This is a genomic window from Streptomyces beijiangensis (assembly GCF_017315755.1).
In the GTDB taxonomy this organism is placed as follows: domain Bacteria; phylum Actinomycetota; class Actinomycetes; order Streptomycetales; family Streptomycetaceae; genus Streptomyces; species Streptomyces beijiangensis.
The window spans coordinates 1-19,147 of record NZ_JAFLRJ010000417.1; the positions used below are offsets into that span (position 1 = coordinate 1).

The 19,147-nt window shown below is 69.9% G+C and carries 16 protein-coding genes and 1 pseudogene; 8 read left to right on the plus strand and 9 right to left on the minus strand.

All coding sequences use genetic code 11. The features are described from left to right. Nucleotides 1-211: 211 nt before the first annotated feature. Complete coding sequence (locus J0695_RS33140; protein ID WP_206968466.1) at nt 212-2,221, plus strand: MDR family MFS transporter; 2,010 nt, start codon at nt 212-214, stop codon at nt 2,219-2,221. 39 nt (nt 2,222-2,260) lie between these two features. Here J0695_RS33140 and J0695_RS33145 read toward each other — a convergent pair whose 3' ends face one another. Continuing rightward, entirely contained in the window at nt 2,261-2,740 is a 480-nt protein-coding gene (locus J0695_RS33145) for a GNAT family N-acetyltransferase (protein WP_307798845.1), read from the minus strand. Between the two features lie 97 nt (nt 2,741-2,837). Here J0695_RS33145 and J0695_RS33150 point away from each other — a divergent pair, with 97 nt between their 5' ends. Then, nucleotides 2,838-3,473 (plus strand): hypothetical protein, encoded by a 636-nt coding sequence (locus J0695_RS33150; protein ID WP_206968469.1) that lies wholly within the window; start codon nt 2,838-2,840, stop codon nt 3,471-3,473. Continuing rightward, the gene (locus tag J0695_RS33155) at nt 3,473-4,126 is read left to right on the plus strand and encodes a hypothetical protein (RefSeq protein ID WP_206968470.1); all 654 of its coding nucleotides are present in this window, start codon (nt 3,473-3,475) and stop codon (nt 4,124-4,126) included. Before J0695_RS33150 ends, J0695_RS33155 begins: the two co-directional genes overlap by 1 nt. Nucleotides 4,127-4,134: 8 nt before the next feature. Here the strand turns inward: J0695_RS33155 and J0695_RS33160 are convergent, their stop codons facing one another. Then, the gene (locus J0695_RS33160) at nt 4,135-4,464 is read right to left on the minus strand and encodes an antibiotic biosynthesis monooxygenase family protein (protein ID WP_206968471.1); all 330 of its coding nucleotides are present in this window, start codon (nt 4,462-4,464) and stop codon (nt 4,135-4,137) included. 80 nt (nt 4,465-4,544) lie between these two features. Between J0695_RS33160 and J0695_RS33165 the strand changes: the two genes are divergently transcribed. Further along, complete coding sequence (locus tag J0695_RS33165; RefSeq protein WP_206968472.1) at nt 4,545-4,805, plus strand: DUF2087 domain-containing protein; 261 nt, start codon at nt 4,545-4,547, stop codon at nt 4,803-4,805. Nucleotides 4,806-4,807: 2 nt separating this feature from the next. Next, nucleotides 4,808-5,908, plus strand: coding sequence for a serpin family protein (locus J0695_RS33170; RefSeq protein WP_206968473.1), 1,101 nt, complete (start codon nt 4,808-4,810; stop codon nt 5,906-5,908). 54 nt (nt 5,909-5,962) lie between these two features. On the opposite strand, the gene proP is transcribed toward J0695_RS33170, so the two are convergent. Continuing rightward, nucleotides 5,963-7,291, minus strand: coding sequence for a glycine betaine/L-proline transporter ProP (gene proP, locus J0695_RS33175; RefSeq protein WP_242553522.1), 1,329 nt, complete (start codon nt 7,289-7,291; stop codon nt 5,963-5,965). A 554-nt stretch (nt 7,292-7,845) separates the two neighbouring features. On the opposite strand from proP, the gene J0695_RS33180 reads away from it, so the two are divergent. After that, nucleotides 7,846-9,852, plus strand: coding sequence for a bifunctional glycosyltransferase 87/phosphatase PAP2 family protein (locus J0695_RS33180; RefSeq protein ID WP_242553523.1), 2,007 nt, complete (start codon nt 7,846-7,848; stop codon nt 9,850-9,852). A 7-nt stretch (nt 9,853-9,859) separates the two neighbouring features. Here the strand turns inward: J0695_RS33180 and J0695_RS33185 are convergent. The 5 genes and pseudogenes from J0695_RS33185 to J0695_RS33205 all read right to left on the minus strand — a co-directional run. Next, nucleotides 9,860-11,899: pseudogene (locus tag J0695_RS33185) on the minus strand (MMPL family transporter); the annotation flags it as partial. A gap of 123 nt (nt 11,900-12,022) precedes the next feature. After that, nucleotides 12,023-13,129, minus strand: coding sequence for a DNA alkylation repair protein (locus J0695_RS33190; protein ID WP_206968475.1), 1,107 nt, complete (start codon nt 13,127-13,129; stop codon nt 12,023-12,025). Nucleotides 13,130-13,183: 54 nt separating this feature from the next. Then, on the minus strand, nt 13,184-13,885 hold the full coding sequence (locus tag J0695_RS33195; RefSeq protein WP_206968476.1) for a pyridoxamine 5'-phosphate oxidase family protein: 702 nt from the start codon (nt 13,883-13,885) through the stop codon (nt 13,184-13,186). Between the two features lie 71 nt (nt 13,886-13,956). After that, nucleotides 13,957-14,364 (minus strand): hypothetical protein, encoded by a 408-nt coding sequence (locus J0695_RS33200; RefSeq protein WP_206968477.1) that lies wholly within the window; start codon nt 14,362-14,364, stop codon nt 13,957-13,959. 84 nt (nt 14,365-14,448) lie between these two features. After that, nucleotides 14,449-15,696 (minus strand): cytochrome P450, encoded by a 1,248-nt coding sequence (locus J0695_RS33205; protein ID WP_206968481.1) that lies wholly within the window; start codon nt 15,694-15,696, stop codon nt 14,449-14,451. A 258-nt stretch (nt 15,697-15,954) separates the two neighbouring features. Between J0695_RS33205 and J0695_RS33210 the strand changes: the two genes are divergently transcribed. Continuing rightward, entirely contained in the window at nt 15,955-17,124 is a 1,170-nt protein-coding gene (locus tag J0695_RS33210) for a steroid 3-ketoacyl-CoA thiolase (protein ID WP_206968478.1), read from the plus strand. Nucleotides 17,125-17,227: 103 nt separating this feature from the next. Beyond that, nucleotides 17,228-18,505, plus strand: a complete 1,278-nt coding sequence (locus tag J0695_RS33215; RefSeq protein ID WP_206968479.1) for an alpha/beta fold hydrolase family protein — start codon at nt 17,228-17,230, stop codon at nt 18,503-18,505. 23 nt (nt 18,506-18,528) lie between these two features. On the opposite strand, the gene J0695_RS33220 is transcribed toward J0695_RS33215, so the two are convergent. Then, the gene (locus tag J0695_RS33220; RefSeq protein ID WP_465269124.1) at nt 18,529-18,945 is read right to left on the minus strand and encodes an aggregation-promoting factor C-terminal-like domain-containing protein; all 417 of its coding nucleotides are present in this window, start codon (nt 18,943-18,945) and stop codon (nt 18,529-18,531) included. Nucleotides 18,946-19,147: the final 202 nt, after the last annotated feature.

A 19,147-nucleotide genomic window follows, 5' to 3' on the forward strand; every position in this document is an offset into this window, starting at 1 on the left:
GCTCGGGGGCGGGCGGGTCCTCGTGGCGTACCGGCGCGAGCGGCTGTGTCTCGTACGCCGCCCCCACCACGTCGTCCGCCTCGTCCGGCTCCGGATCCGGCAGATTGACGTACGGACGTATGCGCAGCGGCTCGAAATCGTCGTCCTCGTGCACGTGGGTCCCCTCCCCGTAGAACTCGCGGCGATTATGCCGCAGCCCGAGGATGGGGCCATGGCTCAGGAAACACCCGCGCCCCCGGCAGTCGACATCCAGCCACAGCGCAGCGTCCTCGTCGCGATGGGCGCACTGCTGCTCGGCATGCTGCTCGCCGCGCTCGACCAGACCATCGTCTCCACCGCGCTTCCGACGATCGTCAGCGATCTCGGCGGTGCGGAGCACATGTCGTGGGTGGTCACCGCGTACATGCTGGCGGCCACGGCGGCCACGCCGCTCTGGGGCAAGATCGGCGACATGTACGGCCGGAAGAAGGTCTTCCAGACCGTCATCGTGATCTTCCTGATCGGCTCCGCGCTCAGCGGGCTCGCTCAGAACATGCCGGAACTGATCGCCTTCCGCGCCCTCCAGGGCCTCGGCGGCGGCGGTCTGATGTCGCTGTCGATGGCGATCGTCGGCGACATCGTCCCGCCGCGTGAACGCGGGCGCTACCAGGGGCTGTTCGGCTCGGTCTTCGGGATCGCGAGCGTGCTCGGGCCGCTGCTCGGCGGGGTCTTCGTCGACAATCTCTCGTGGCGCTGGGTCTTCTACATCAACCTGCCGATCGGCATCGTGGCGCTGGCCGTGATCGCCGCCGTACTGCACATCCCGGTCCGGTCCACGCCACACAAGATCGACTACACGGGCATCACCCTGCTCGCCGCGATCGCCGCCTCGATCGTGCTGGTCACCTCCCTGGGCGGAGTGACCTGGGCGTGGGGGTCGTGGCAGATCATCGGTCTCGCGCTGCTGGCCGTCGTCATGATCGTCGTCTTCGTCCCGCAGCAGCGCAGGGCGAAGGAACCGGTGATGCCGCCCAAGCTGTTCTCCAACTCGATCTTCGTCGTCTGCTCGCTCATCGGATTCATCGTCGGCTTCGCGATGTTCGGCGCGATGACCTATCTGCCGCTGTTCCTGCAGATCGTGCGGGGCGTCAGCCCCACGATGTCCGGCATGCACATGCTGCCGATGGTGATCGGCATGCTGATCTCGTCGATCGGCTGCGGACGGCTGGTCTCCAGCACCGGGCGCTACAAGATCTTCCCCATCGTCGGTACGGCCCTGACAGCCGTGGGGCTGCTGCTGCTCCACCAGCTCTCCGAGTCCACGAGCGATGTGGTGATGGGGCTGTTCTTCGCGGTCTTCGGGCTCGGGCTCGGGTTCGTCCTGCCGATCCTCACGCTCGCCGTGCAGAACGCGGTCGGTTACGAGGACCTCGGTGTCGCCACCGCCGGAGTCACGTTCTTCCGGTCGATCGGCGCCTGCGTCGGGGTCGCCGTCTTCGGATCCATCTTCAACAGCCGGCTCGACAAGCACCTGGGCGACGCCCTGGCCGGGCAGAAGCTGCCGCCCGGCTTCAACCCCGACACCGTCCAGTCCGACCCCAAGGGCATCGCCGCCCTGCCGGAGGCGCTCGTCGGGCCGATCCTGCACGCCTACTCGGTCTCGGTGACCGATGTCTTCCTCTGGTCCGTGCCGGTCGCCCTCATCGCCTTCGTCATCGCCTTCTTCCTGAAGGAGATCCCGGTCCGCGGCTCGGTCACCGTCCCCGACATGAGCGAGACCGTCGGCACCAACCCGGTCCAGCGCTCCAGTTACGACGAGGTGGCGCGCGCCCTGACCGTCCTGGACACCCGCGAGGGACGCAAGAAGATCTACGTCGACATCACCGAGCGCGCCGGGCTCGATCTGCTGCCCGCCGCGAGCTGGATGCTGCTGCGCATCCGCAAGCACGGCACGGTGCGCCCGGCCGAACTGGCCGAGCGGGCGCCCGTACCGCTGCCGGTGATCCTGGAGGCCGGGGCCCAGCTGGAGGAGCGCGGACTCGCGCGGCGCGTGGGCGTGGAGCTGGTCCTCACCGAACGCGGGGCGCAGACGTCGGTCACGCTCGCCTCCGCGCGCGAGGACGCGCTCTCCTCGCTGCTCGGCGACTGGTGGGGGCCCGACCGTCCTACGGATCTGGTCCGGCTGGTGGAAGAGCTGAGCGAGGAGATGGGCGGCTCGCACAAGGAGTTGCCGCAGGGGTAGGCGCTGTCCTCAGAGGCGCTCAGAGGCGCTCAGAGGCGCTCAGAGGTCCTTGGAGTACCAGACCTGGGGGTAGTCCTCGGCGGGCTTGTACTGGTGGAAGTCCTGGTAGCCGTGCCGTTCGTACAGCTTGCACGCCTCGACCAGGTCGGGCCGGGTGTCGAGCACGATCCGCTTCGTCCCCAGGGCGCGCGCGGTGTCCTCCAGGGCGTTGATCAGCAGTCCGCTGCCGCCCTTTCCGCGGTACTCGGGGCGGATGAAGACGCGCGTCAGCTCGGAGGTGTCGGGGTCCAGGCGCAGGACGCCGGCGCAGGCCGCGGGCTCGCCGTCGTACCGTCCGACGAAGAACTCGCCTGTGGGGGCGGCCAGTTTCTCCACCCCGTCGTCCTTCAGGCCCGCGTCGATCTCCGCCTCGGTGGCCGGGCGCTTCCAGTAGCTGCTGGCCACGTCGTAGTAGTACGCGCGGCGCAGTGCGAGTGCGTCGGGGGAATCGAAGGGCTCCGGGGCCAAGGTCCAGTTCACCCGTGCATTCTGCTGGGTGACGCGCAGTTTGGCATCCGAAATTGCGGCTACCCGGTTGGCTACAAGAGCTTCGTTCGAGAGAACCGGGAAGGCATCCATGTCCACAATCGTGATCGTCATCATGATCGTGGTGTTCGTCGCCGTCGTCGCCGCGGTCCTGTACATCGGACCCGGCAGGGGCGGCGGCGTCGGCCGCGGCGGGCTGAAGCGGCGCTTCGGTCCGGAGTACGACCGTGTGGTCGAGCACCACGACGGTGACACCAAGGCGGCGGAGCGCGAGCTCGGCGAGCGGGTCAAGCGCCACGGCTCGCTGGAGTCGCGTCCGCTGCCGGCCGAGGCGCGTGAGCGGTACATGGCGCACTGGACCGGTCTGCAGGAGCAGTTCGTGGAGTCCCCGCAGAAGGCGGTCGCCGAGGCGGACCAGCTGATCGCGGCCCTCGCCCACGACCGGGGGTTCCCGGACGGGTCCCAGTTCGACGAGCAGGCCGACGCCCTGTCCGTGCACCACGCGGGGCAGGTCGACGGCTATCGGCTGGTGCACCGTTCCGCGCAGGGCGACGGCGGGAACACGGAGGAACTGCGCGCGGCCATGCTGAAGGCGCGGGACCTTTTCGACGAACTGATCGCCGAACGGCCGCAGGACCGTGAACGGCGGCTTCCGCAGGGGGAGTCGAAGGCGAAGGCACCTGTGCTGCCCGAGCGGCGACAGGCCAACGGGAAGGGTAGTGCGTGATGACCTACGTACCTGAGCAGAAGCCGGAAGAGCCCGGACGGACCGGGCAGTCGGAGACGTCGCAGAAGCCCGAGCGGGCCGAGCAGGCCGGGCGCGTCGAGCAGGCCGGGCGCTCCGAGCAGGCCGGGCGCTCCGAGCGTGGCGGACGGGCCGACGACGCGGAGCCCAGGACCGGTGCCGGCGCACCGCGCAAGCCGGTTCTGGGACCGGACGCGACGGCGGAAACCTCGTCCGCGTCCGCGCCCCCGGCGACTCCGGTGGCCCCGACCCCGGTGACTCCGGTGGCGGGCAGCCCCAAGGGGCGGCTGACCCCGGATCCCGAGCGGGGCACAGGCCGGCCGGACGGAGAGGTGTCCGCCCGTACCGACGGCAGCGGGCCGCTGATACCGCTGAGCGAACGCGAAAAGCTGTCCGAGCGCCTCCACCAGGCCGTCAACGCGTTCGTCGACGGCCCGCGCCATGCGGTCGAGGAGGCCGACCGGGTCTTCGAGGAGACGGTCACCCGCGTGACCGACACCCTCACCGAGCGGCGCACCTCGCTCCGCACGGCCTGGAACGGGCGCGAGGACGCGGACCATGCCTCCGCCACGGAGGAGCTGCGCGTCGCGCTCCGTACGTACCGTGAGGTGACGGAGCGACTGCTGGAGCTGTGATCAGCCGGTCATTCGGACTTCGGGGAAGCCTGCTGCACCACCTCGAAGGACCACAGCGCAGAGCCGGAGGCGGCGGGCTTGGGACGCTCGCCGCCTTCGCCGCTGCCGCCGGCGTGCGCGCCCCGCATGGAGGTGGCCATCCACTTCTCGAAGTCGGCCTCGGTCGCCCAGCGCGTGTAGACGAGGTACTTCTCGGTGCCGTCGACCGGGCGCAGCAGCTCGAACCATTCGAATCCGTCGGAGTTCTCGACGGAACCGGCGCGGGAGGCGAACCGCTTCTCCAGGACCTCGCGCTGTTCGGCGGGCACTTCCAGGACGTTGATCTTCACGATGCTCATACGGGCCATCCTGCCGTACGGGCCGGAAGCGCCCCGTAAAGGGCGTGACCTGGCCGGGGCGGGATGGCAGCCTGGACCGCATGTCTGACAATTCTGGGGTCGAGGCCTTCTTTTCGCAGGGCCGGCTGACCGTCGTTCCGCGCAAGCCCGCACGCCGTGAACTACTGCTCGCCCATCTGTCGGAGACGCTCTTCGAGACGGGGCGGGAGTACACGGAGCGCGAGGTCAACGACGCGCTGCTCACCGTGCACGACGACTTCTCGGCGCTGCGGCGCTATCTGGTCGAGGGCGGACGGCTGCTGCGGACGAAGGACGGCAGCAGCTACCGCAGGGTGCGCTGACGATGACCGCCGGCGGATTCGCGGCGCAGGGCGCGGCTGTACGGTCGCTGGCCGAGCGGTGGCTGCGGGAGCTGGACGAGGCATCAGGCGAGGACTCTCCGGGCCGGGACTTCGTCTGCTCGCCCGCAGGGCTTTGGCTCGCGCTGGGCGCTGTCGCGGCCGGTGCGCGCGGGGCGACGGCGGACGAGCTGCGGGAACTGCTGGGCGTCGCGGGGGACGGGGCCGCCGAAGCGGTGACCGAAGGGGCGCGGGCACTGGCCGCGACCGATGCGCTGGCGGTGGCCGGGCGGGTGTGGACGCGGGTGCCGGTGTACGACGCGTACCGCAAAGCCCTGCCGGACATCGGGTTCGGGCCGATGCCCACCGACGGGGCCGAGATCGACGCGTGGGTGCGGGAGGCGACCGGCGGGCTGATCGAGCGGCTGTCGATCCGGATCGATGCGAGCATCATGCTGGCGCTGGTCAACGCCCTTGCGCTGAAGGCCTGTTGGGAGACGCCCTTCGATGCGGGCCGTACCAGGGACCTGTCCTTCACGGACGCCTCCGGTGCGCAGCACGAGGTGGCGACCATGCAGCGGAGGCTTCCGACGCACGACGCATGGCGCGTCCGGGAGGTGTCCGTCGTCGAGCTGCGCACCGAGGGCGCGGGCGCCAGGGTGCGGTTCGTGCTGGGTCCTGAGGGCGCGCGGGCCGCCGATGTGCTGCCCGCCGCGTGGGCCGGGCGGGGTGCGGGGATCGCGGCCGACGCGGTGAGTGTGGCGCTGCCGCGCTTCTCGCTCCGTACGAAACTCGATGTGCTGGAGCAGCTTCCCGCCCTGGGCGTCCTGCTGGCCACGAGCGACGACGCCGACTTCTCCGCGATGTCGCCCGTGGGGCTCAAGATCGGCCGCGTGGCGCAGGAGGCCGTGGTGAAGATCGCGGAGAAGGGGATCGAGGCGGCCGCCGTGACAGTGGTCGCGATGGTGCGCTCGGCCGCCATGCCGCCGCCGGAGCGCGTCGAGCACATCGCCTTCGACCGGCCGTTCGGGATCGTCGTCCTGGACGGGAGCGGTGAGGTGCCGCTCTTCGCGGGGTGGCAGGCAAGCGCTCCGGCGGCCGGCTGAACCTCAGCGGATCGGCGGCCTCAGCGGATCGGCGGCCTCACGGGAGCGGCGACTTCATCTGGCGGCTGCACGCAGGGCGCGCGCCTCGGCCTGGGTCTCGACCGCCGGAGGAGAGCCCGGCAGCGGGCGGCGGTTGCTCTCCGGCATGAAGAAGACGGCGATGCCTCCGATCACGGCTGCGGCCATCACGTAGTACGCGGGCATCATCATGTTCCCCGTCGCACCGATCAGTGCGGTGATCACCAGTGGCGTCGTACCGCCGAAGACCGACACCGAGATGTTGAAGCCGATCGACAGCGACCCCGAGCGGACCCTCGTCGGGAAGAGCGCGGGCAGCGCCGAGGGCATCGACGAGGTGAAGCAGACCAGGAGCAGACCGAACGCCGCCATGCCCAGCGCGATCGCGAGGAGGCTTCCCTGGCGGATCAGCATGAGGGCGGGGACGGAGAGCAGCAGGAAGCCCAGGCAGCCCGCGCCGATCACCGGACGGCGGCCGAAGCGGTCGGTGAGGCGGCCGGCGAAGGGGTGGACGGCCATCATCAGCGCCATGACGGCGAGGACGACCAGCAGGCCGTGCGTCTCGTCGTAGTGGAGCTCGGAGGTCAGATAGCTCGGCATGTACGACAGGAGCATGTAGTCGGTGACGTTGAAGACCAGCACCAGGGCGATGCAGAGCAGCATCGTCCGCCACTGGCCGACGAGCATCTCCCGTACGGGAACCTTCCGCTCCCGCTGCCCTTCCTCCGCCTGCTCCGCCAGCTTCGCGAACGCCGGGGTCTCCTCCAGGCGCATCCGCAGATAGAGGCCGATGAGTCCCATCGGGCCCGCGATCAGGAACGGGATCCGCCAGCCCCACGACTCCAGCGAGTCCGTGCTCATGAGCGCCGTCAGGAGCGTGACCAGGCCCGCGCCGCCGATGTAGCCGGCGAGCGTGCCGAACTCCAGGAAGCTGCCGAGGAAGCCGCGCTTGCGGTCGGGGGCGTACTCGGCGACGAAGGTCGCCGCGCTGCCGTACTCGCCGCCGGTCGAGAAGCCCTGCACCAGGCGGGCGGCGAGCAGCAGGATCGGGGCCCAGACGCCGATCGTCGCGTACGACGGGATCAGACCGATCGCGAAGGTGCCCGCGGCCATCATGATCATGGTGACGGCCGGCACCTTCTGGCGGCCGATGCGGTCGCCGAGCGGACCGAAGACCATGCCGCCGAAGGGCCGCACCAGGAAGGCCGCGGCGAAGGCCCCGAACGTCGACAGCAATTGCGCGGTGGGGTCGGCGGACGGGAAGAAGACGTGTCCGAGAGTGACCGCGATATAGCTGTAGACGCCGAAGTCGAACCACTCCATGGCGTTGCCGAGCGCGGCGGCCTTCACGGCCCGGTTGACCATCGCCGGATCGGTCACGGTCACGTCGAGCTGGTCCTGCGGGTCCTGCTGGTCCTGCGGGCTCTGCGGGCTCTGCGGGCTCTGCGGGCTCCGCTTCTCGTTCTGCTGCTGGCTGCGCTGATCGTGCTGGGACGGTGCTGCGGTGTACGGCGGCACGGAAGAGTTCACCTGCACTTGGGTCGACTGCAAAGACGTGAGCCGCCTCGTAGGAGGCGGCTTATAAACCGACCTTAGGTGCCCAACAGGTCATTACGGACAGTCCATCAATGATCATCAAGGGGTGAAAGAACCCGCTCCGACCAGGGCGGACGACCCCCTCGCCGCGTCGGTTCGTACCCCTTTCTTGTGATCCTTGTCGCGGTACGTGGCTGGAACCGCGCGGTGCGGCCAGGTAAACAGGGGGTGCCGTACGTCCCTTCCATGGAACAGTGCGAGGCTCTAGGAACAGGGACGGGATGAGTTCGAACGGGGCGGAGGGCCGGCACAGCGTGGCGAGTGGCGAGCACAGTGGACCGGGAAGCGTGGCCGGAGCAGGGCCGGACACCAGGATCGGGGCGATGCGGGCGGTCCTGTGGCTGCTCGTCGCCGTCCTGGCGATACGGCAGCTGGCCGCTGTCTTCAGGCTGCCGCCCGGTGAGCGGCTGACCGATCTGGACTCCTGGACGGGCGAGAACGGCGTACTCCATCTGAACGGCTCGCTCTACGACACCCACCAGTTCACCGGCACGCCCTTCGCCGGACTCGCACTGAAGCCCCTGGCGAGCTCCGCCGAGCAGAGCCTCGGCGTCGCCTGGACCTTCGGCACGCTGCTGCTTGTCGCGGCCCTCGGGGTCGTCGTCGCCCGCGCGCTGCCGGGGACGGTCTCGCGCCGGACCTCGCTGCTGGCCGCGCCCGTCGTGATCAGCCTGCTCATGCTGTCGCTGCCGGTACGCAACACCCTCAACCTGGGCCAGACCAGCATCATCCCGGTCCTCCTGGTCCTCCTCGGCTGCTTCGCAGCCCGTGGTGAGCGCAGCTCAGGGCTCCTGATCGGGCTCGCGGCGGCGCTTCAGCCGACCATGCTCCTCTTCGTACCCCTTCTCTGGCTGACCGGCCGCCGGCGCGCCGCCGTCTCCACCACGGCCACCTTCGTCGCCTGTACGGCGCTGGCCTGGGCCGTGATGCCGGGCGACTCGTGGGCGTACTGGATCCACCATGTGGCAGGAGCGGGCCTCGGCGCCAAGCCCGCGGGCCTCGCCAACCAGTCCCTGCACGGCGCGCTGCTGCGCTTCGGAATGCACGGGCCGCTGGAGATCGCCGCCTTCCTCGCGCTGGCAGCCGCCGTCACCGGGCTCGGCCTGTGGCGTGCGGTCCGTTACGCCAAGGACGGCCAGCTCCTGCTCGCCGTCGCCGTCACCGGCTGTGTGGCCGTCGCCGTCTCCCCGACGGCCTGGCAGCACCAGCTGCTGTGGATCCTCCTCGCGGTGGTCGGCCGCGTCGGCACCCGCGCCTCGAACCGGATGGTCTGGCCCGCCCTGGTCGTCCTGGCGATGACGCTGCCGGGCACGATGCTGCTGCCCAACATCGAGGCCGTCTTCCCGATCCGGGACAACGTGCTGCTCCTCGTGGCCCTCACCGCCGCCTGCGCCGTGCCCTTCCTGCCGCGCACCTCGCCGTACTGGCAGAACCCGGTCCCCACCGACTACGCCACCCCGCTCCCCGCACGCTGGGAGCGCGTCCCCTTCGCCCCCTTCTGGCGGCGTGTCGTCACCCGCCCCAACCTGCTCCTGGAGCTCCTCGCGATCCGCGTCGGCTACTCGGTCTACGCACACATCCGGGCGGCCGCGACCGGCGGGCGTTCCACAGCGGAGGCGCACGGGCGCACCATCGTCTCCATCGAGGAATTCCTGCACATCGACATCGAGCACTGGGCCAACCACGCGATGGTCAAGCTCCCCAGGCTCGAGTCGTTCCTCAACTTCTACTACCAGTCGTTCCACTTCGTCGTCCCGCTGACGATCCTCGCGGTGCTCTACATCCGCCGTCCCTCCGACTACCGCTGGGCGCGCACCGGCCTCTCCTTCGCCACCCTGCTCGCCCTGGTCGGCTTCTTCTTCTACCCGCTCGCCCCGCCACGGCTGATGCCCGGCATGGGCTTCATCGACACGGCGCACGGCGTCCAGGACCTGGCGCACCCCGACTATGGTGCGCTGACCGCGATGACGAACCAGTACGCGGCGATGCCCTCGCTGCACTTCGGCTGGTCGCTGTGGTGCGGGATCGTCATCGTCGTCCTGGCACCGAAGTGGTGGATGAAGGCGCTCGGCGTGGTGCACCCGCTGCTGACGGTCACCGCGATCATCGGGACCGCCAACCACTGGGTGCTCGACGCGGTGGGCGGGGCGACGGTCGTCGCCGCGGGCTTCGGGCTCACGTACCTGCTGGCGGGACGCCGGGAGCTGTCGAAGACTCCCCAGGGCCCCCTGCATCCTGATCAGGAGCCGGGGAAGCCGGAGATTCCTGCCGGTCGCCGTGGCCCGGCCACCACGCCGCATGCCCGATCAGAGCAGTCAGCGCAGGCGTGAAGATCATCGCCATGACGAAGGCGGAGACCGCGATGCCGAAGGCGAGCGAGAAACCCATCTGAGAGAGGGTGGAGTTGCCCGCGAGCATCAGCGTCGCGAAGGTTCCCGCGAGGATGACGCCCGCCGACCCGATGGTCGGTCCCGAGTGCCTGATGGCCGTGGCCACCGCCTCGCGCGGGGACTTCCCCTCGCGGGCCTCCTCGCGCAGCCTGCTCACCATCAGGATGTTGTAGTCGGTGCCCAGCGCGACCACGAACAGATACATGATCACGGGCAGCATGAACATCAGCCCCGGCTGGCTGCCGATCTGCTGGAAGAGCAGCGAGGTCGCCCCGAGCGTCGCGCCGAAGCCGAGCGCCACCGACAGCATCAGGTACCAGGGCGCCACCAGGCTCCGCAGCAGCAGCCCCAGAATCACCATGATGGCGAGCGCCGCCACCGGGAAGACCACCGAGTAGTCGCGGTCCACGGCCTTGTTGATGTCGACGTACACCGCGGTGATGCCGCCGACGAGGGCCTTGGTCCCGTCCGGCGCGTCCGCGTGGGCGGTCGGCCTGAGCTCGTCCTTCACGGTGGCCATGGCGGTCTCGGAGGCGGGCGGGTCGGCGAGTACGACGGAGAAGTCGGCGGTCGTACGGTCCTGACTCAGCCGGGGTGCGGCGACCGAGCCGACCCCGTCGACGCCCTTGAGGTCCGCACGGAACTTCGCCGTCTCCAGCGCGGTGAGCGCCCTGCCGTCGGTCGACGACAGATAGACGGACGTCGGATCGGTGGTGCCGGCCGGGAACCCCTTCTGGAGGTTCGCCAGGGCCACCACGGACTCCTTGTCCTTGGGGAGCGAGGAGCCCGCGAGGTCGAAGTTGGCCTTGTACCCGAGGGCGCCGAGTGCGAGCACCCCCATGAACAGCGCGGAGAGCACCGCCCACACGACGGGCTTGCGGCCCACGGACGCCCCCAGCCTGGCGAAGCCTGAACCCTGCGGCTCGCGCTGCCAGGACTTGGAGGGCCAGAACACCTTCGTGCCGAGCAGGGACACCACGGCGGGTACGAGTGTGAGCCCGGCCAGCAGCGTCACGAAGACGGCGATGGCGAGGGCGGGACCCATCGAGCGCAGCATCCCCAGCGAGGAGAGCGTCAGCGCGGCGAAGGCGACGATGACCGCGCCTGCGGCCGAGGTGATGGCCTCGCCGACCCGCTCCACGGCGTGCACCATGCCGGACTTGGGGTCCTCACCCGCCCGTAGCGCCTCCCGGTACCGGAAGAGCAGAAAGAGGATGTAGTCGGTGCCGACGCCGAACAGGACGACCGTCAGCAGCTCCTGGATCGAGGAGTCGGCCTTCATGTCGAAGAGCTTGTTGGCGGAGGCGATGATGCCGGTCGCCATGGGGGAGATCAGGCCGATGACGACGACGGGCAGGAGCGCGATGATCGGCGACCGGAAGATCACGGACAGCAGCACGATGATGATGACGATCGTGCCGGCCCCGACCAGCAGCCCGGCTTTCTTCGAGGAGTCCGCTTCGTCGAGCGCTTGCGCGGCGGACCCGGTGACCCCGGCCTTCAGGTCGGTCCCCTTGATGTCGCTCTGCAGATCGGTGCGGAGCGTCTTCACGGCGTCCTGCTGCTTGGTGTCCGAGGGGTCGGTGACCTTCGGCATCGCCACAACGGACGTCTGCACGAGCCCATTCGGCGATACGGCCCCGGGAACTACCTTCTCCACCTGGGGAATTCGCTGCGCCTGCAGCTCCTTGGAGACCCGTACGACCTCGGCGGAGTCCGCGACGGTGAGCTTGCCGCCGTCGGAGCGGGTGAACACGATGACCGCCCCGACGTTCTCCTGCGCGGGGAACTTCGCCTCCTGCACGTCCGAGGCCCTGATGGACTCGTAGCTGTCCGGCAGGAAGCTCGCCTCGTCGCTGCTGGAGGTGAGCTTGGGGGCGAGGGAGATGACCGCGACGGCCGCGACGATCCAGGTGGCGATGATCCACCAGGGACGACGGACCACGAATCTGCCCAACCCTGCAAACATGCCCTGCCCAGCGAACATGCGACGGCTGCCTCTCCTCGCCCCCGAGGCGGATCATTCGCGTCCAGCCAGGATCCGTCGCGGGGCGGTGCCCCGCCACTCGGGAGCACTCGGGAGCCCGTACGGAGGGCCGCCGCAGCTCTGTCAGGGCGCCAGGAGGCCGAAAACCGTGTGACCGTGGCGGGCGCCGTTGACCTGGAGCTCGATCGCGTGCTCGCCGGGGTAGTAGCGGCGTGTGGTGATCTCGCGGAAGGAGTGGGCGCGGGAGATCTCGACCGTCTGGGACGGTTCAAGGAGTTTGGTGGCGAGCTTGAAGGTCTTGGTGCTGAGCTGTCCGTTGGCGCGCAGGTGGTGGACGACGTAGTCGATGGCCAACTGAACCGGCTCCGCACCGGTGTTGGTGAGCATCGCGGTGAAGTGCAGGGTGCCGCCGTACGGTACGGAGTCCTCGGCCAGCACCGGGCCCGTGATGTCGAGGGCGGGGGCCGGTGCGAAACCCATCAGGGCGAGCGCGCCGGGGTCGCCCTTCTTCACCAGGGAGCGCAGTGCGTGCCGTACGAGGCGCTGCGTGTTGTCGTCGGGCACGGTGAGCCAGGCCGCGGCGGTCTCGACGACCAGGTCCGGGTGGTTCCTGCTGAGATCGTTGAGGTGGTTGGCCACCGAGCGGCGTACGTACTCGCTCTCGTCGCGGTACAGGGCGTTCAGGATCGGCAGGGTCGAGCGGGGATCGTCCAGGAGGGCCGGGACCCGGGTCGCCCAGGGCAGGAAGGGCCGGGTTCCCTCGCTCGCGAGGCGGCGGACGTCCTGGTCGCGGCTGCGCGTCCACGGCATGATCCGCTTCAGCGCGCGGTGCGGGTCGTGGCGCAGCAGGGGGCGCAGGGAGAACTCGGAGGTCAGCCTTCCGGTGAGCTCGGCGAGCAGGGCGAGCGCGTCGTCGAACGCCTTGGCCTTCCCCTCCTCGATGGCGCGCTGGGCCACCGCACCGGTGACGGGCCAGATGAGCCAGCCGGTGAAGGTCTCCTCGTCCTGGGCCGCGGCCCTGACCGTGGCCGCGAGGCCGGCGTACGAGCCCGGGAGGTCCGTCAGCAGCGCGTCGCGGAGCAGGTCGGCGCGCTCCCGCAGCGCCAGCGGTCCAAGGCCGCGGGTCGCGGACCGCAGCGCCGTGAACGGGGTGTCCGGTGCGGCGGTCCGCATCGCGCGGAGCAGGGCGCGGGCGGCGGAGGGGCCGATGAGTTCGTCGGCGAAGGGCATGGCGTGCTCCGGGGATCAGGTGCGGCGGGCGTGTACTGCTGAGCCTGCCGCAGGTCACGCCGAGTCGGAGCCGGGCGCGCCCAGGGCCGCGATGTGGGCCGGGACCGGAGTGCCTGGCGGCAGGGCCGGGTCGGGCTCCGGGGCGCCGACGCGGGTGTGGTGGGGGATGACGCCGGCCCAGAGTCCGAGTGCGCCGTCCGGTCCCTCCGCGTCCTCGGGCGGGCCCGACGCGGTCTTCACCGAGGCCTCGTCCAGGGGGAGCGCGAGGAGTGAAGTGGCGCGCAGCTCCTTGGTGTTGGGGCGCCGGGCGTAGTCCCACTGGCCGGGGGCGCAGTGTTCGGTGAGGGTGCGCAGGCCGGTGAGGAGGGCCTCGGGGGCGGTGGCGTGGGTGATCAGCTCGGGGGTGCCGTAGATCATCGCGCTGCGGTAGTTGACGCCGTGCTCGAAGACGGAGCGGGCCAGGACGAGACCGTCGATGTGGGTGATCGTGACGCAGATCGTGGCGTCGGGGGAGTGCGCCAGGCTCCGGCTGGCCACGGAGCCGTGGAGGTAGAGGGTGCGGGTGGCGAAGTCCACTCCGTACACCGTCGGGACGACCATGGGGGTGCCGTCGACCAGCACGCCCAGGTGGCAGACGAAGCCCGCGCGGAGGATCGCGTCCAGGTCGTCGCGGGAGGTGCTGCCCTGCTCGCGGAGGCGACGGTGGCGGGTGCGCTCCGTCACGCTGAGCTGCTGATTCGGTTCTTGGTCGGTCATTTTCCTGCCGATTCAGTCGTTGAGCGATGGCAGGACGACTATTTCAGCAGATCGGCGAGGTGTACAGGGCGTCAGTCGTCCAGTGGCCGCAGGGACCGCAGCACCGTCTGGGCCTCGCTGCGTACGCCGGTGTCGTCGTCGCACGCCAGCTCCTCCAGCTGCCCGATGAGCTGCTCCGATCCGGCGTCGGTCGTCCAGCGGGGGTCGCAGTCGAGTTCCGCGCTGAGCTGGTCCGCGGTCGACGTCTCCGTCGCACGGGCCAGAGCACCCAGTACGAGGCGCAGGCCGGTGGTGTCGCCCCGATCCAGCAGGGCCCGGGCCGTGTTCTGCGTGACCCCGGAGTCGTACGCGTCGAGCAGGAGGCGCAGGAGCGTGCCCGTCGCCTCGGGGCGCTCCGCCGAGGTGGCGAGGCGCCGTCCGGCTGCCGCTCGTACGGACCAGGAAGGCGAGCCCGCGTCGCCGAGGCCGGTGGCTTCCATCCGGCCATCCTGGCACGGTGGCGGCCGGACGGCAGGGGCCCGGGAGTGGGGGAGGGCCGGGCCCTGCCGTCCGAGTGCGGGTCTTCAGGCCGTGGTCACCTGGAGTTCCTTGATGCCGTTCAGCCAGGCCGAGCGGAGGCGGCGCGGGTCGCCGGCCGGCTTCAGGCCGGGGAGGGCGTCGGCTATCGCGTTGAAGATCAGGTTGATCTCCAGGACCGCCAGGGACTTGCCGAGGCAGAAGTGCGGTCCTCCGCCGCCGAAGCCGAGGTGCGGGTTGGGGTCACGGGTGATGTCGAACTGCTCGGGTGCGTCGAAGACTTCGGGGTCGTTGTTGGCCGAGGAGTAGAACATCCCCACACGGTCCCCCTGCTTGATCGCCTGGCCGCCCAGCTCCAGATCCTGGGTCGCCGTGCGCTGGAAGGAGACCACCGGGGTCGCCCAGCGGACGATCTCCTCCGCCGTGGTGTCCGGCCGGTCGCGCTTGTAGAGCTCCCACTGCTCGGGGTGGGTGAGGAACGCGTGCATTCCGTGGCTGATCGCGTTGCGGGTCGTCTCATTGCCCGCCACCGCCAGGAGGATCACGAAGAAGCCGAACTCGTCGGAGGAGAGATTGCCCTCGCCCTCCGCCGCCACCAGCTGGGAGACGATGTCCTGCGCCGGGCACTCCTTGCGGGCGGCCGCCAGGTTCATGGAGTACGAGACGATCTCCATCGCCGCCTCCATGCCGGCCTCTTGGGTGATCGCGTACTCGGGGTCGTCGTATGCCGCCATCTTGTTGGACCAGTCGAAGATCTTGGAGCGGTCCTCCTGCGGTACGCCGATGAGCTCCGCGATCGCCTGGAGCGGGAGCTCGACCGCGATGTTGGTGACGAAGTCGAAGCTGCCGTCGGCGGAGGAGGCGTTCTTGAGGGCCGTCTCGACGATCGAGCGCGCACGGTTGCGCAGGGCCTCTTCGAGGGAGCGGATCGAGCGGGGCGTGAAGCCGCGCTGCACGATCTGGCGGACCCGGGTGTGCTCCGGCGGGTCCATGTTGAGCATGATCAGCCGCTGGGCGTCGATCGATTCGCGCTTGATCGACTCGTTGAAGCGGATGACCGCGGTGTTGGTGTACGAGGAGAAGAGCTCCGGGTGCGTCGAGACGTACTTGACGTCCGCGTGGCGGGTCACCGCCCAGTAGCCCTCGTCGTCGAATCCGGAGATGCCCCTCGGCTGGGCGCACCACCAGACCGGGGCGGTCTGCCGCATCTCGGCGAACTCCGGGTGGGGTACGCGGTCTTGGAGCAGATCGGGGTCCGTGAAGTCGAATCCCTCGGGCAGATGGGGGCATTGCATGGGCATCCGTCAACTCCAGGTCGGGGTGAGGGCTGTCTGACGACCCATCAGAAGTTGACCGCAAGGTAGTAACGAGTTCTACAAGGTGCAAGGGTTCCGGTGAGATCTGTTGCGCGCAAGAGGGCGGTAAGGGCCGTGCAAGACCCTTGCGTACCGGGGGTAGCAGTTAGCAGACTGCGGGGAGAACTAGAACGCGTATCAGTTCTGTCGTGTGGGCGCCGGGACGCCCAGCGGTGGTGCGAGGAGAGGACAGGCTCAATGGCCGCGGAACCCGTCATCGTCGAAGCCGTACGCACACCGATCGGCAAGCGGGGTGGGGCACTTGCCAATCTCCACCCGGCCTATCTGCTGGGGGAGACCTACCGGGAACTCCTCGGCCGCACCGGGATCCACGCCGACTGCGTCGAGCAGATCGTCGGAGGGACCGTCACCCACGCCGGCGAGCAGTCCATGAACCCGGCGCGCAACGCCTGGCTCGCGATGGGGCTGCCGTACGAGACCGCCGCGACCACCGTGGACTGTCAGTGCGGGTCCTCGCAGCAGGCCAGCCACATGGTCGCCAACATGATCTCCGGCGGTGTCGTGGACATCGGCATCAGCTGCGGTGTCGAGGCGATGTCGCGGGTGCCGCTGGGCAGCGGGTCCAAGCACGGTCCCGGCAAGCCCTTCCCCGACGAGTGGAACGTCGATCTGCCCAACCAGTTCGAGGCCGCCGAGCGGATCGCGCGGAATCGGGGACTGACGCGCGAGAACGTCGACTCGCTCGGTCTCATCTCGCAGGAGCGGGCCGCGATCGCCTGGGGCGAGGAGCGCTTCAAACGGGAGACCTTCGCCGTACAGGTGCCGACGACCGAGGCCGAACAGGCCGCGGGCCAGGGCATGTGGCGGCTCGTCGACCGCGACGAGGGGCTGCGTGACACGACCATGGAGGGGCTCGGTGCACTGAAGCCCGTCATGCCCACCGCCGTGCACACCGCAGGGAACTCCTCCCAGATATCCGACGGCGCCTGCGCCATCATGTGGGCCTCCAAGCGCATGGCGCGGGCGCTCAAACTCAAGCCGCGCGCGCGGATCGTCGCGCAGGCGCTGGTGGGTTCCGACCCGCACTTCCACCTGGACGGACCGATCGACGCGACGCGCGCCGTACTGGGGAAGGCCGGGATGTCCCTGAAGGACATCGATCTGGTCGAGATCAACGAGGCGTTCGCGTCCGTGGTGCTGAGCTGGGCCCAGGTCTTCGGGCAGGACCTGGAGAAGGTGAACGTGAACGGCGGGGCCATCGCGCTGGGGCACCCCGTGGGGGCCACCGGGGCGCGCCTGATCACCACCGCACTGCATGAACTGGAGCGCCGCGACAAGGAGTTCGCGCTCATCACCATGTGCGCGGGCGGGGCGCTGGCGACGGGGACCATCATCCAGCGGCTGTAAGGGACATCCGGCCGGCACCCGGGTGCGGTGGTGTTACGTACACCGTTGGATCCGGGGGTCAGCCGGTTGGGGTGCGCGGTCCGTCCGTACGAGCATTCTCTGCATGACGAACACTGCGAACACCACGAACACCACGGCCGGTTCACGTACGAAGCGAGGCGCGGTGGCCGCCTGTGCCGCCGTCGCCCTCGCCCTCGGTGCCGCCGCACCTGCCCTCGCTCTCACCGGCACGGACACGAGCACTGGTGTGCACCACATCGTGCGCGCCTCGCGCGGCACCCTCGTCTCCGTCGTTCCTGTCGCCGATCACACCCGCGCCGAGGTCGCCGCCTTCGTCAAGGACGCGGGCGCCGATCCGAGCGTCGTACGGTACGGGGTCACGGCCTACCGCCTCACCTACCGGACCGTGACGGCGGAGGGCCGGCCCACCACCGCCACCGGTCTGCTGGTCCTCCCCAAGAACGGCGTCCACCGACTGCCCGTCGTCTCCGACACCCACGGCACCATGTCCCACCGCGACTACGCCCCCTCCGTCGCCGAGGACATGGGCCGCCTTTCGCCCTACGTCCAGGCGGCAGCGGGCCGGGCCGTCTCCGCCCCCGACTACCTGGGACTCGGCAAGGGCCCGGGGCTCCACCCGTACATGGACACACGCTCAGGCGTGAGCGCCACCCTCGACATGCTGCGGGCCTCGCGCACCGCCGCACGCCAACTGGGCAGGCCGTTCACGGGAGATGTGTACGTCACCGGCTTCTCGCAGGGGGGCCAGGTCGCGATGGCACTCGGCAAGGCGCTGAGCGAGGGCGCCGACCGGAGCTTCCGCCTGAAGGCGGTCGCGCCGATCGCGGGACCGTACGACCTCGAAGGGGTCGAAATCCAGAGCATGTTCAACGGCAGCATCAACGACACCAGCGCCGTCTTCTACATGTCGTACTTCCTCACGGCGCAGAACCGGCTCCACCCCCTGTGGAAGGAACCGGCCGATGTCTTCCGGGCGCCGTACGACAAGGTCGTGACGGGTCTCTTCGACGGGCTGCACGCGGACGAGGACATCGTGAAGGCGCTGCCCCCGACCCTCAAGGGGCTCTTCACGGACGCTTACCTCAAGGAACTCCAGCACCCCACCGGCGTCCTGAAGTCCATCCTGAAGGCCAACGACGGGACGTGCGACTGGAAGCCCGCCGTGCCCGTCCAGCTCTACAGCGCGAGCGGGGACACCGATGTGCCGATCGCCAACGCACGTTCCTGCGCAGCCCAGTTGGCCGCACATGGAGTGAAGGCGCCGGTGGTCGACCAGGGTGCGGTCGACCACGGCGGGAGCGCGATCAAGTCGGTGGCGCAGATCGCGCGCTGGTTCGACCGGGTCGAGCAGCGGGGCTGAAGGCAGCGGGGCTGATCCCCGGCTCAGTACCAGCCGTTGGCCTGCCAGAAGGACCAGGCGGCGCAGGGGCTGCCGTAGGTGGAGTCCATGTAGTCCAGGCCCCACTTGATCTGGGTCGCCGGGTTGGTCTGCCAGTCGGAGCCCGCCGAGGCCATCTTGCTGCCGGGCAGAGCCTGGACCAGGCCGTACGCGCCGGACGATGCGTTGCTCGCGGTGACGTCCCAGCCGCTCTCGTTGGTGACGATGTTGTTGAAGCACTGGTACTGCGCGTCGTCCGGGATCATCGACTGCGCTATCTGCTGCGGGGTCTTGCCCGCGGTGCTGGTGCTGCTCGTCGACGCGGGCACAGCCGCCGGCGTCGCAGCGGTCGAGGCGTTCGCGGCGGAGGCCTGGGTGCTCGCCTGCGTGTCCAGGGCCTTCGCGGCCTCCTGCGGTATCACCCAGGTCACCGTCGGCTGAGCCGCCGCGGAGGTGGCCGCCTCGGCGGGCGTCGTCGCCATCGTCAGTCCCAGCACACCGAGCAGGACGGCGGCGCCCGCGGCCTTCCCGTCCCCGCCGCAAGCCTTCCCTCTGCCTCGCATGTCGCTGCCCACCCGTCCCCCCGTCCGCCGCCGCACCGCTGCCCCGGGCGCCGCCGCCCTG

Bases quoted from the DNA above. Each gene is read 5' to 3' on its own strand.
- J0695_RS33140 (WP_206968466.1), top strand. From the start codon at position 212: ATGGCTCAGGAAACACCCGCGCCCCCGGCAGTCGACATCCAGCCACAG.
- J0695_RS33150 (WP_206968469.1), top strand. From the start codon at position 2,838: ATGTCCACAATCGTGATCGTCATCATGATCGTGGTGTTCGTCGCCGTC.
- J0695_RS33155 (WP_206968470.1), top strand. From the start codon at position 3,473: ATGACCTACGTACCTGAGCAGAAGCCGGAAGAGCCCGGACGGACCGGG.
- J0695_RS33160 (WP_206968471.1), bottom strand. From the start codon at position 4,464: ATGAGCATCGTGAAGATCAACGTCCTGGAAGTGCCCGCCGAACAGCGC.
- J0695_RS33165 (WP_206968472.1), top strand. From the start codon at position 4,545: ATGTCTGACAATTCTGGGGTCGAGGCCTTCTTTTCGCAGGGCCGGCTG.
- J0695_RS33170 (WP_206968473.1), top strand. From the start codon at position 4,808: ATGACCGCCGGCGGATTCGCGGCGCAGGGCGCGGCTGTACGGTCGCTG.
- proP (WP_242553522.1), bottom strand. From the start codon at position 7,291: ATGGTCAACCGGGCCGTGAAGGCCGCCGCGCTCGGCAACGCCATGGAG.
- J0695_RS33180 (WP_242553523.1), top strand. From the start codon at position 7,846: ATGCGGGCGGTCCTGTGGCTGCTCGTCGCCGTCCTGGCGATACGGCAG.
- J0695_RS33190 (WP_206968475.1), bottom strand. From the start codon at position 13,129: ATGCCCTTCGCCGACGAACTCATCGGCCCCTCCGCCGCCCGCGCCCTG.
- J0695_RS33195 (WP_206968476.1), bottom strand. From the start codon at position 13,885: ATGACCGACCAAGAACCGAATCAGCAGCTCAGCGTGACGGAGCGCACC.
- J0695_RS33200 (WP_206968477.1), bottom strand. From the start codon at position 14,364: ATGGAAGCCACCGGCCTCGGCGACGCGGGCTCGCCTTCCTGGTCCGTA.
- J0695_RS33205 (WP_206968481.1), bottom strand. From the start codon at position 15,696: ATGCAATGCCCCCATCTGCCCGAGGGATTCGACTTCACGGACCCCGAT.
- J0695_RS33210 (WP_206968478.1), top strand. From the start codon at position 15,955: ATGGCCGCGGAACCCGTCATCGTCGAAGCCGTACGCACACCGATCGGC.
- J0695_RS33215 (WP_206968479.1), top strand. From the start codon at position 17,228: ATGACGAACACTGCGAACACCACGAACACCACGGCCGGTTCACGTACG.